Origin of the sequence: Megasphaera coli (genome assembly GCF_900095855.1) — a bacterium.
Lineage (GTDB): Bacteria > Bacillota > Negativicutes > Veillonellales > Megasphaeraceae > Megasphaera > Megasphaera massiliensis_A.
Genome location: NZ_FMIY01000002.1, coordinates 1,121,219 through 1,133,627, shown reverse-complemented (window position 1 = coordinate 1,133,627; position 12,409 = coordinate 1,121,219). Strand labels below are relative to the sequence as shown.

Genomic DNA, 12,409 nt, shown 5'->3' with positions numbered 1-12,409 from the left:
ACATAAAATCAAACCGCGTTGTCCTCAAGGGCAACGCGGTTTCTGCCGTTCATTTAACTTCCTGTTCAACAATGAAGTGCGTTTTTAAGAGATTGAAGCGCACCATGTACGCTACCCAACCGATTGTGGCGGCAATGCAGCCGCCGATAAAGGTTGTCGTGTTTACGGTTGTTACGGCATAGAGACAATACATGACGGAAACGCCCGAAAGAAAATAAGACACATTTCTATTGCAGGCGGCGTTGGAAATATTTTCCTGTTCCAAAATCGCCTTTAACGAGGCTGCGCACAAGATGTACGGAATGACGTTCGTAACGACGGCGAGATTGGCCAGTTGCTCGAACTGTTCCGATAAAGACGGGCTGACAGTCATCAAAGCGAGGACACTTTGCATCAACAGGATGAGAAACATGCCGCGCAAGGGCACGTCGGCCGACGTGACGCGGGCAAAGACTTTCGGAAAAAGCCCCCTTTCGGCGCTGGTCTTAAAGACACGGGCCAAAGTGAACTGCCATGAAAGAAGTGAGCCGGCGCAGGCAAAGGCCATAAGTCCCATGACGATACGTCCCGTTGTGGAACCGAACATGGCGGCAAAAGCCATGCCGAAGGGTGCGCTTGAGGAAAGCAGATCCGCGTTGGGGATAATACCGGCAACGATATTTGTAGAGAGTATGTAAACGACGGCAACGAAGACCGTGCTGATGAAAGTTGCCTTAGGCACGGCCGTTTGCGGGTCTTTGACCGCATCCATATTGACGGAAGCCGATTCCAGGCCCAGGAATGACCAGAGTGTCAAGGAGATGGAATTGCCTACGGCATCGCTCCAATTGAGCGCAGTGGGACTCCATGCGGCCAGCCAGGTGGACGGATTAAACCAGTACCAGCCGGCAATGGAAATGACCAGAATGGGAAGAACGGAACCCCAGATAGTAATGGTTGTGAGCTTTCCCGAATAGCGGCTGCCGTTGCAATTCAGGGACGCTGCAATCCAAAGTAAAACAACAGTATATAAACATGTTTGCCATGGCGAAAACTGTGTTCCTAAAAATCCGGCGCCGTAACCGACGGCGGAAATGGAAATGGCTACGTTGGCGATGACAATGGATACGGCATATGCGTAATTTGCCATAAAATGTCCTGTTCGTCCGAAGGCGTACTCGGCGTAACCGCCCATTCCGCCGCGTTTAGTAGTATACATGCCGCAGCGGGAGAAGGTCATGGCCAAGGCGAGTGAGCCTAAGGAGGTAATGATCCATGAGAAGATGGAAATCGTTCCGACCTCCGCAAGCTGGGTCGGCAGCATAATAATGCCGGCACCGAGCATATTGGCTGCAGTGACGAATGTCAGCTGCACCCAAGACATTTTACGACAAGTAGTTTTCATTATCAGTCCTTCTTTCGTCTGTAAATTTGGGAAAATCCCTAATTTAAAAATCAATTAATTTTAGCACTTTTCTTTTTACAATACCAGTAAAAAAGATGGAAAAAGACGCTTAAATTTTTCTGATTTTTATCTAAAAAAATTAATCGGATGCGAGACGCTTTGAAAATTATAAAAACAAATAAGCGCCTGACTTTAAAAACAATGGCATATCCGTATCGGGAGTTGCACCGGGCTTTATTACACTTAAACGGTATGGTATAATACAATCAGTTTTTCCGCCGTTGCTGAATGCAGGCTGCTCACAATACGTATAGGAGTGCGTGAAAATGGAAAAAATTACAGCTTTTTATTTACATGAATGTCCTTATTGTGCTAACGCAAAAAAAGCGGTTGCCCAATTGACGGAAGCCAATCCGGCTTACGGCAATATACCGCTTGAATGGTATGAAGAAACGGAAAACCCCGACGTTACGGCCGGTCATATGTATGACTATGTGCCCGTATTTTTCCAGGGTGACAAGAAGTTGTATGAAGCGCAGCCCGAAGAATCGTACGGCGAAACGAAGTACAAAATCAAGGCTGTTTTTGACAAATTGGTACAGTAAGGGGGATATATGTCGATGATTAAGAAAATTACCTGTGCCGCTTTGGCGGCGTTCACTATGTCGGCCGGTGTTTTTGCCGCAGGGCAGCAGCCTGTAAACGGAAGTTCCCGGATGGAGCAGGCTGCCGTAGGACAAGCGGTTCAAATACCCAGCCCCATTAAAGAATATAAGAGCGTGCAGGCCGTTGCGAATGCGGTCGGCTTTGCCCCGCTTACGTTGGCCGGCAATGAGCATTATACTTTAATTGCCTGCGAAACCATCGATAAGATGGCGCAACTTGTGTATAAGGAAAGCGATGTAAAAAATAATAATCGCCTCATGATTCGCAAAGCAGCGGCGGCAGAGTTATCACCGCGTGCTTTATCGGGGTATTATTCGGATAACTGGATGCCGGTTATCATCGGACGTACGGTTGTTTCCGTAACGACTGATGACGGCGTCAATTATGCGGCATACTGGCGCAGCGGTCTATATTCCTATTCCGTGAATGCAAGCGAAATGACGGGAAATTCATTTATAGGTACGCTTGCATCTTTGGTGGGACAGACAGAAGCGGAACGCGGGTATTAAGCCGTTAGAGAACAGATAAAAATATTGTGCGGGCACAATTAGCCGGCTGCATATAGCGCAGCCGGTATTTTCATACCGATATAAGGTCGGCTTGCTGTAAGAGGTGAGAAACGTGGGGGAGTTACGGCTTTTTAAAGTCAATAACGGATATGGATATAATCAGGAACGCTTTACGGATTGGTGGATGAACCGCGGCGGCTGCGGTGCCGTTGTTGCCTGTGATGTGAGCATTTACTTGGCACGGCGCTGTGATTTGGTGTCCATTTATCCCTTTAATGAGAAAAAAATAAAAGAATCGGACTATGTTCGTTTCTCTCAGATAATGAAACCTTATTTGAGTCCCCGCATGACCGGAATTGATACACTTGATATTTGGACGGACGGATATAGGCGGTATCTTGGTGACTGCGGCGTAACGTCCGTCTCTTTACGCGGTTTGAGCGGCGCTTCTGCGTACGGAGATTATGCGGACAAAATTAAAGCACAACTTGACAGGTCCATGCCCGTACCGTATTTGAATCTTAAGCATCAGAGCAAAAATCTGAGTGACTATGTTTGGCACTGGTTTTGGTTGGCCGGCTATAGAGAATTTGGAGACACGCTTATGGTCAAGGTTATCAGTTACGGTACGTTCCGCTGGTTTTCTCTTTATGAGTTGTGGAATACGGGGTATGCCCGTAAGGGCGGCGCAGTTCTCATTGATGTGAAGAAATAGGGCAGGCTGCACGAAGAACAGTGCCGTAATTCGGTTGCGCATCATAGAAAAATATCGGGATTCAGGGCATTCCGATATTTGAAAAAGCATGTCCCGATGTGTCATAATGTATTACATAAAGACTGCGGACTGTGATTTATTGTGCAAGGGGGAATCGGTTATGATCAAAATCGGCATCAACGGTTTCGGACGTGTCGGTCGCTTTGTTCTTCGGCTGGTGCAGGCTCGTGACGATATGGAAATTACAGGTATAAATGATCTGTGCCCTGTTGATTACATGGCATATATGCTGAAATATGATACCATGCACGGCCGCTTTAACGGGACTGTTGAAGCGGATAAAGAGAAAGGCCTGCTCATCGTCAACGGCAAGCGTATTCGTGTAACTGCCGAAGCGGATCCGGCAAACCTGAAATGGCATGAAGCAGGTGCCGAATATATTGTCGAGGCGACGGGCCGTTTTCTTACGGTGGAAGCGGCGGAAAAGCATTTGCAGGCCGGTGCGAAATATGTCGTTCTTTCCGCTCCTTCCAAGAAAGGCTCCGACGGACGCTTGGCGGATATGTTTGTTTGCGGCGTTAATACGGATCTGTATGCGGGCCAGCAGATCGTGTCGAATGCTTCCTGTACGACGAACTGCCTGGCGCCGATTGCCAAAGTGCTGAACGACACATTCGGCATTAAAGACGGTTTGATGACGACCATCCACTCTACGACGGCTACTCAAAATACCGTTGATGGACTGTCTGCCAAAGATTGGCGCGGCGGACGTGCCGCTTCAGGCAATATTATTCCTTCCTCGACAGGTGCGGCAAAGGCTGTCGGCAAGGTCATTCCGGCCTTGGCCGGTAAATTGACGGGCATGGCTATGCGAGTACCTACGCTGGATGTATCAGTTGTCGATTTGACAGTTAATTTGGAGAAGCCCGCTGCATATGAAGAGATCTGCGCGGCCATGAAAACGGCAAGTGAAGGAGAGTTAAAAGGCATTCTCGGCTATACGGAAGAACCCGTCGTTTCATCGGATTTTCTGGGATGCCCCTTGACGGCCGTTTTTGATGCAAAAGCGGGGATCGCATTGACGGATACCTTCGTTAAAGTAGTCGCATGGTATGATAATGAAATCGGTTATGCCGAGACGATGTGCCGCTTAATCGCAACAATGAATGAATATAACAGCACGCATTGAGCCGCTTATGCAGGCAATAAGGCTGCAGTATTGACACCGGACAGGCCGGAGAGCTCCTCTCCCGCCTGTCCGTATTGTGCTCCCATATCGTTTAGATTATATCTGTAAAAGGAGAATGATAATGGCAAAGAAAGAAACGGTTATGTTGATCATTATGGACGGTTTCGGCTGCAGCGAAGCGATGGAACATAATGCCGTGGCTCAGGCCGATTTAAAGGCATTGCCTGCTCTTTGGCGTGAATATCCTCATTCCCATCTGGAAGCGTCGGCAGAGGCTGTCGGCTTGCCGCACGGACAGATCGGCAATTCGGAAGTGGGGCACTTGAATATCGGTGCCGGCCGTATCGTCTACCAATCTTTGACGAAGATCACTAAGGACATAGAATCGGGAGCATTCTTTAAGAAAAAAGTCTTGCAGGAGGCCATGGAAAATGCGCGCCGCAGGGACCGTTCACTGCACATTATGGGTCTTGTTTCACCGGGCGGTGTGCACAGCAGCGAAAAGCATCTCTACGGCCTTTTGGCAATGGCCAGGCAATATGGGGTGGAACGCGTATATATCCATGCTTTCCTCGACGGCCGCGACGTATTGCCGCGCAGTGCGGAAGAATACTTGCGTGAACTGGAAGAAGAAATGAAACGGCTCGGTGTCGGTGAAATTGTTACAATCAGCGGCAGATACTTTGCCATGGACAGGGATAAACGGTGGGAACGCGTAGAAAAAGCGTATAAGGCTGTTGCTTCAGGAGAGGGCGAAAACGCGAAGACGCCTGAAGAATGCCTGGCACGATCTTATGCGGCCGGCGTGTCCGATGAATTTGTCGTTCCTACGGTTTTACGCAGTTGCCCCATAAAAGACGGCGACAGTGTCGTCTTCTTTAATTTCCGCCCCGACAGAGCGAGACAATTGACGGAAGCTTTTGTCAGTACCGGTTTCACGGGATTTACAAGAAGACCGCTGCAAAACCTCTTTTTTGTGACCATGACCGCATATGAAGACTCTCTTCCCGTTCATGTCGTATATCATAAAGAACATTTGCATAATACGCTCGGTGAAGTTCTTGCCGAAGCGGGCAAAACACAGCTCCGTATTGCGGAAACGGAAAAATATGCCCATGTAACGTATTTTTTTAACGGCGGTGAAGAAGAAAAAAATGCCGGTGAAGATCGTCTGCTCATCGCTTCGCCGAAGGTGGCGACTTATGATTTACTGCCTGAAATGAGTGCTCCCGAAGTGACAAAGCGCGTCATCGAGGCGCTTGAGACCAATGTGTATGACATGATCATCCTGAACTTTGCCAATGCCGATATGGTCGGGCATACGGGCGTTTTTGCTGCGGCGAAGAAGGCCGTGGAAACGGTTGATGAGTGTATCGGAAAAATCGTGGCGGTTTTGCGAAAGCAGGGCGGCCAGGCACTTATCATTGCGGACCACGGCAACGCGGAGAAAATGGCTGATGAGGAAACCGGCTGCCCTTATACGGCCCATACGACAAACCACGTGCCTTGCCTTCTCGTCAGTGAAGTCCGTAAAAAAGCGCATCTCCATGACGGAATTCTTGCCGATGTGGCGCCTACGCTGCTGTACTTGGCAGGAATAAAACAACCTGCAGAAATGACGGGACATAATTTAATCGACGATTAAGAAGGAATACGGAATAAATAGTATATACTATTAAAATTTGAGATATTGCGCTTATTGAGAAAAAATAAAATAAGCTATATATAGAGTTTACAATATAAGGAAGTTAATATATATTTATAAATAGTAAACGACGAAAATGTGTCTCCTTTAATTCTTTGTTTTACGGCGATACATGACGACAGCGGTAAGGAGGAAACATAATGGCAATAAAAATCGGAATCAGCGGCTTCGGAAGAATCGGCAGATGTACATTCAGAACGGCTCTTTCGCAACCTGATGTGGAAATCGCGGCGATTAACAATCGTTCTGTCGGACCGATCATGGCCGATTTGCTGAAATTTGATACGGTTCACGGCACATGGCGGCATGATGTTTCATATGATACACAGAAAAATACGCTTGTTGTAGACGGAAAAGCGATTCCCGTGACGAATGAAACGGATCCGGCCGATATTCCTTGGAAAAAGTTGGATGTCGACGTCGTCGTCGAATCGACAGGCAAGTTTAAAGACCGTGAATCGGCGTCGAAGCATTTGGCCGGCGGTGCGAAAAAAGTGGTTATTACAGCTCCGGGGAAGAATCCGGACGCAACTATTGTCATGGGTGTTAATGAAGAAACCTATAACCCCGCGAAACATCACATTATTTCCAACGGCTCCTGCACGACCAACTGTTTGGCGCCCGTTGCCAAGGTTCTGTCGCAGGAATTCGGCATTGTGCGCGGTATGATGACGACCGTTCACTCGTATACGAACGACCAGCACCTCGTCGACTCCGTGCATAAGGATCTGCGCCGCGCTCGTTGTGCGACACAGTCGATCATTCCTACCTCTACCGGTGCCGCTCAAGCCGTAGCTCTCGTTTTGCCCGAATTGAAGGGGAAGTTTACCGGTATGGCTTTGCGCGTGCCTACGCCGAACGTATCCATGACGGATCTCGTTGCCGTTTTGGCAAAGAACGTAACCAAAGAAGAAGTGAACGGGGCGTTGAAGAAATGGGCTGACGGTCCGTTAAAAGGAATTTTGGCTTATTCCGAGGATGCTACCGTTTCTTCCGACTATATCAGCGATACACACAGCTCTATTGTAGATGCCTTGGACACACAGGTTATTGACGGCAATATGATAAAAGTCGTTGCCTGGTATGATAACGAATGGGGCTATTCCCTGCGCGTAAATGACTTGGCCGCATATATCGGCTCTAAAGGATTATAAAGACGGCGGAAATTTCTTTGCAGAAAAATGATCGGCGGAAAGGGTGTAGAGAATGGTAAAAATCGGAATTAACGGCTTCGGCAGAATCGGCAGGCAAGTGTTTAAAATTGTGCAGCAGTATAGAAATGATATTGAAATCGTTGCTATTAACGACATAGGTACGCCGAAACAAATGGCACATCTGTTGAAATATGACAGTATATTCGGAACGCTGCCCAACGATATCGCTTATGATGACGGACATATCATTATGGACGGCGTCGCCTATCCTCTTTTTAAAGAAAAAGACATTAAGAAGGTCGACTGGAACGGCTTGGGTGCGGAAATCGTCATTGACGCTTCCGGAAAGTACGCAGGTCGTGTCAACGAATCGTCACAGGATAAGCTGCCTTTAGGCGGCACGGTCAAAAAAGTAATTATTACGGCCCCTTCCACGATTGAAGACATTACGTTGGTTATGGGTGTCAATGAAAATGAATATAATCCGGCAAAGCATCATGTCATTTCCGGTGCGTCCTGCACGACGGGATGCTTAGCCGTTATCTTTAAACTGATGGATGAAACGTATGGCGTAAAGCGCGGCATGACTACATCCGTTCATTCGTATACGGTGGATCAGAAAATTTTGGATGTATCTCATCGTGATTTGCGTCGTGCCCGCGCAGCCGGTATGTCCATCATTCCGACGACGACAGGCGCCGCCGAAGCGATTGCCAAAGTATTGCCTCAGTGTGCCGGTAAGCTCAGCTGCCATGCCGTTCGCGTACCGACGCCGGACGTGTCGATTATCGATATTGTACTGGAATTAGAACGGGAAGACGTGACGGCGGAAGATGTAAATGAAGTTTTCCAAAAAGCCGCTGCCGGTACGTACAAGGGCTATATTGACACAAATGACGATGAACTCGTATCGGTTGACTTCAGAGGCAATGAAAACACGGCCATCGTCGATCTTCCCTTGACCCTTGCGATGGACGGCGGTATGGTGAAAATCGTCGCCTGGTACGATAATGAATGGGGCTACTCCCGCCGTATTGTTGATATGGTGCGGTTCCTTGCCGAAAAAGGATGGAATTAAACATGAAGTCGATTTTTATCCGGGGAAACAGGAGGAGTACTTTCAATGAAACAAACGATTACGGACATACGCTTGAACAATAAGCGCGTATTTGTACGGGCCGACTTTAACGTCCCCCTCAACGAGAAGGGACAAATTACGGATAACACGCGAATCCGCAAGACCTTGCCGACTATACAGTATCTGCTGGAGCGGGGCAGTGCGGTTATTTTGGCAAGCCATCTGGGCCGGCCGAAGGGCGAAGTAAAGCCGGAATTTTCGTTGCGCCCGGTAGCGGAAGCACTGACCGAACTTTTGGGCGTACCTGTTAAACTGGCACCCGACTGCGTCGGTGAAGTCGTAAAGCAGATGGCCCGCGAGCTGAAGAGCGGCGAAGTTCTGCTGTTGGAGAATTTGCGTTACCATAAGGAAGAGGAAAAAAACGACCCCGCTTTTGCGAAAGCCTTGGCGGAACTTGCCGATGTGGGGATTAACGATGCCTTCGGCTGCTCTCACCGCGCTCACGCGTCGGTTGCGGGTATAACGGAATTTTTGCCCATGGCCGCAGGCTTTCTGTTGGAAAAAGAAATTCGCTTTATCGGCGGGGCCGTAAATCATCCGGAACATCCCTTTGCGGCCATTATCGGCGGCGCCAAGGTGTCCGATAAAATTGAAGTTATTTCCAATTTACTGCCGAAAGTGGACGTTATGATTATCGGCGGCGGTATGGCCAATACGTTTTTAGCCGCTAAGGGGTTGGGTATCGGCAAGTCTCTCGTCGAAACGGACAAGCTGGAGTTGGCCGCTTCCCTCATGGAAAAGGCCGCAGAAGAGCATACGGAACTGCTGTTGCCCGTCGACGTCGTCGTGGCATCGGAATTTGCGCCGGACTCGCCGTTTAAAGAAACGGATGTAACGGATGTACCGGCAGATTGGATGATTTTGGATATCGGCACAAAAAGCCGCAAGCTTTTTGCAGATAAGCTGCAAGCCATGAGGCTCATTGTCTGGAACGGGCCTATGGGGGTCTTTGAAATGGAACATTTTGCCGGCGGCACGGAAGCTGTTGCCAAGGCTGTAGCCGAAGCTTCGGCAGTCTCCATAGTCGGCGGCGGCGATTCCGTTGCGGCAGTCAATAAGGCCGGCCTGGCCGATCGGATTACGCACATATCTACAGGCGGCGGCGCTTCGTTGGAATACTTGGAAGGCAAGACGTTGCCCGGCATTGCCGCCTTGCGCGATAAATGAGATAAGCGGGAGCTCTTATGAGAAAAACGATTATTGCAGGGAATTGGAAGATGAACCATACCGGGGCGGAGGTAAGAGAAACACTTTCGGCTCTGATCGGATATGTGGCGGACAAGGGTATGCCGGAAGTCATTGTGGCGCCTGTGTTTCCTTATTTGGGCGAAGCGGTTTCTCTCGCCAAAGAGACGGGTGTGCGAATTGCGGCGCAGAACATGCACTGGAAGGACAGCGGAGCCTATACGGGAGAAGTCTCACCGGCCATGCTTGTTGACGTGGGCGTTTCCCATGTTATTTTAGGCCACTCCGAACGCCGCACGTATTTTAACGAGACTGACGGGACGGTCAATTTAAAGGTGAAGGCCGCCCTTGCGCACGGTCTGATGCCCGTTCTTTGCTGCGGCGAAACCTTGGAGCAGAGGGAGCGGGGCAGTGCAACGGCCGTCATTGAAGCGCAGATTGCGACGGCGCTGGACGGAATCAACCGTGAAGAAATAGACCGAATTATTGTCGCTTATGAACCTGTTTGGGCTATCGGTACGGGCAAGACTGCCGGCGTTGCGGAAGCGCAGGAGGCGTGCTCGGCCATACGCCGTAAAATTGCCGGATTATATGGCAAAGACCTTGCAGCTGCAGTTTCCGTCCTCTATGGCGGCAGTGTAAAGGCCGAAAATATTGCGGCACTTACGAGCGCGCCCGATATTGACGGCGGCCTTGTAGGCGGCGCCAGCTTGAAGGCTGACGACTTTGCGGCCATCATTCAACATGCCGTCATAAAATAAAATGCAGTTGCTGCCGGCGATTTTTACCATATGCCGTTTAGGAACCTTTCGTCGAAGCAGTATTTCAATTTGCTTCATGTTGGAGCTTAGTCAGGCGTTTGAATGAACGACGGCGGAGCATGGAGAAATGAAATTTACCTATTGACAAGGATTGAAAAAGCGGGTACATTATGTACATAATTTTAAATTCGGTCTATGAACGAAATAAGTACGTTTGTGAAGACGGTTGCAGCGAGTCGGCGGCGGTGAGAGGCCGGTACGGGTCAACAAACGGAATGGCTTCGCGAGACTTCGGCCTGAAAGGTGACAAGTAGGGTGCGACGGTGTATCTCAGCCGTTATTGCAGAGACGTGTATCGCTTAGGCCGTACATGTAGAGCCGGGTCATAAGACCAATAAGGGTGGCACCGCGAAAGTATATTAACCTTTCGTCCCTGTAGTATTGCAGGGACGAAAGGTTTTTTGTATGTAGGAGGAGTAAATGATGCTGGAATTGAGAGATGTAAGTTTCGCTTACGCCGGCGGCGAGCCGATTTTGGAGCATTTGAACGTGCAAATCCGGGAAGGCGAATTTATCGGTCTGGGCGGTCGAAACGGCTCGGGAAAGACAACTGTTACGAGATTGCTCATGGGACTTGAAAAACCGACGAGCGGGATTGTCCGCTTGGACGGCCGCGATGTGACCGCTGCAGGTGCGGCCGAACGAAGCCGCTTCATAGGTTATGTATTTCAGCGGCCGGAGCGGCAGATGTTTCGTTCCACCGTTGCCGAAGAAGTTGCATACGGGCCTGAGCAATTAGGCCGCACTCCCGAAGAAGTGAGTGCTGATGTGAATGCGGCGCTGGAAGCCGCAAATCTGACGGATTTGGCGGCAGCTTATCCGCCCAACCTGAACCGCAGTGAAAAACAGCGTGTTGCCATAGCGTCCGCCTTGGCCATGAAAACGCGCTACCTTATTTTGGATGAACCTACAAGCGGTCAGGATAAAAACGGCAAAGAACGGCTGATGGAGCTGCTTGCCGATTTGAACAAACAGGGCATTACGATTCTTGTCATTACACACGACATGGATATCTTCGCTGCCTATTGCCGTCGTGTCGTTGTCATCGGCAATCGGACGAAGGCCTTTGACGGCACAGCGGAAGAGCTTTTTACGAAGCGCGGTGATCTGTATGAATTGGGGCTGAACCGGCCCGATGCGGTGACTCTGTCCATGGCGGTTCCGGGCCTGCCTTATTGCGCGACTATGGAGGCCTTTCGCGATGCCATGCTGAAACGGGTGGGAGGTGTAAGAGTATGTTAAAAAATCTCGTTCCCCTGACTAAACTCTTCGGCACTATTGCTTTTTCGTTCTGGGCCCTCGTATTTAATACGCCGGCTCCGCTCTTGGGTCTGGTCGTCGTAGAAGTGATGCTTCTTGCGGCGTGCGGCAATTTGAGGCGTAATCTTAAAGCTTTTTTCAGCCTTTGTGTGTTCTCCGTTTTTCTCGGTCTCGTACAGCTCCTCGGCGGCGGCAGCCTCGAATCGGCATATATTACGGGCCTGCGCATGCTTTCCATGACCGTAGTCTTCATTATCCTGCTGACGACTACACGCCTTCAGGACTTGACGGCAGCTCTTGTAAAGCAGATTAAAATCCCTTACGAATACGCCTTCATGTTTACTGCGGCTCTGCGCTTCGTGCCCGACTTCATTGCCGAAAGCAGGTACGTTCGGGAAGCACAATCATGCCGAGGACTTTCGGCGAAGGGGAATATCTTTAAGAAAATAAAAAATTACATGGCCGTCATTCAGCCGCTTATCTTAAAGTCCCTGAGCCGTTCCGAAACGATGGCTCTCAGTTTGGAACTGCGCGCTTTCGGCAGTAATGAACACAGCTTTATGAGTAATGTGGCGCCGCGTTTCGCCGATTACGCGCTCATGGCCGTGATGGTTCTTGTCAGTGTTTTCGTCGTGTACGGGCGAATGACCGATTATTCGTTGTTATTTCAAATCTTGGGATAA

General features: G+C 49.5%; 12 protein-coding genes and 1 other annotated feature. Of the genes, 11 read left to right on the top strand and 1 reads right to left on the bottom strand.

The genetic code is table 11. The features are described from left to right. Window positions 1-49: 49 nt before the first annotated feature. Window positions 50-1,384, bottom strand: a complete 1,335-nt coding sequence (potE, locus tag BQ2674_RS05940; RefSeq protein ID WP_075572899.1) for a putrescine-ornithine antiporter — start codon at window positions 1,382-1,384, stop codon at window positions 50-52. Window positions 1,385-1,710: 326 nt separating this feature from the next. Between potE and BQ2674_RS05930 the strand changes: the two genes are divergently transcribed. From BQ2674_RS05930 to BQ2674_RS05880, 11 genes are all read left to right on the top strand, one after another. Beyond that, a complete protein-coding gene (locus BQ2674_RS05930) occupies window positions 1,711-1,989 on the top strand; it encodes a glutaredoxin (protein ID WP_075572897.1) in 279 nt (92 codons plus the stop codon). Window positions 1,990-2,004: 15 nt separating this feature from the next. Beyond that, entirely contained in the window at window positions 2,005-2,559 is a 555-nt protein-coding gene (locus BQ2674_RS05925) for a hypothetical protein (protein WP_075572896.1), read from the top strand. Window positions 2,560-2,671: 112 nt separating this feature from the next. Then, a complete protein-coding gene (locus BQ2674_RS05920) occupies window positions 2,672-3,274 on the top strand; it encodes a hypothetical protein (RefSeq protein WP_075572895.1) in 603 nt (200 codons plus the stop codon). Window positions 3,275-3,434: 160 nt separating this feature from the next. Continuing rightward, window positions 3,435-4,463, top strand: coding sequence for a type I glyceraldehyde-3-phosphate dehydrogenase (gene gap / locus BQ2674_RS05915; RefSeq protein ID WP_075572894.1), 1,029 nt, complete (start codon window positions 3,435-3,437; stop codon window positions 4,461-4,463). A gap of 121 nt (window positions 4,464-4,584) precedes the next feature. Next, entirely contained in the window at window positions 4,585-6,108 is a 1,524-nt protein-coding gene (gene gpmI / locus BQ2674_RS05910) for a 2,3-bisphosphoglycerate-independent phosphoglycerate mutase (RefSeq protein WP_075572893.1), read from the top strand. Between the two features lie 200 nt (window positions 6,109-6,308). Beyond that, window positions 6,309-7,322, top strand: coding sequence for a type I glyceraldehyde-3-phosphate dehydrogenase (gene gap / locus BQ2674_RS05905; protein WP_075572892.1), 1,014 nt, complete (start codon window positions 6,309-6,311; stop codon window positions 7,320-7,322). Between the two features lie 52 nt (window positions 7,323-7,374). Further along, window positions 7,375-8,400 carry a type I glyceraldehyde-3-phosphate dehydrogenase gene (gap, locus tag BQ2674_RS05900; RefSeq protein WP_075572891.1) on the top strand — a complete coding sequence of 342 codons (1,026 nt, stop codon included), beginning with the start codon at window positions 7,375-7,377 and terminating at the stop codon, window positions 8,398-8,400. Window positions 8,401-8,445: 45 nt separating this feature from the next. Next, window positions 8,446-9,627 carry a phosphoglycerate kinase gene (locus tag BQ2674_RS05895; protein WP_075572890.1) on the top strand — a complete coding sequence of 394 codons (1,182 nt, stop codon included), beginning with the start codon at window positions 8,446-8,448 and terminating at the stop codon, window positions 9,625-9,627. Between the two features lie 17 nt (window positions 9,628-9,644). Continuing rightward, on the top strand, window positions 9,645-10,406 hold the full coding sequence (gene tpiA, locus BQ2674_RS05890; protein ID WP_075572889.1) for a triose-phosphate isomerase: 762 nt from the start codon (window positions 9,645-9,647) through the stop codon (window positions 10,404-10,406). 186 nt (window positions 10,407-10,592) lie between these two features. After that, window positions 10,593-10,844: a binding site (T-box leader), on the top strand. A gap of 45 nt (window positions 10,845-10,889) precedes the next feature. Further along, window positions 10,890-11,708: an energy-coupling factor ABC transporter ATP-binding protein gene (locus BQ2674_RS05885; RefSeq protein WP_075572888.1), complete on the top strand. Its 819-nt coding sequence runs from the start codon at window positions 10,890-10,892 to the stop codon at window positions 11,706-11,708. Further along, window positions 11,702-12,409 carry an energy-coupling factor transporter transmembrane component T gene (locus tag BQ2674_RS05880; RefSeq protein ID WP_075572887.1) on the top strand — a complete coding sequence of 236 codons (708 nt, stop codon included), beginning with the start codon at window positions 11,702-11,704 and terminating at the stop codon, window positions 12,407-12,409. The genes BQ2674_RS05885 and BQ2674_RS05880 overlap by 7 nt, the downstream gene beginning before the upstream one ends.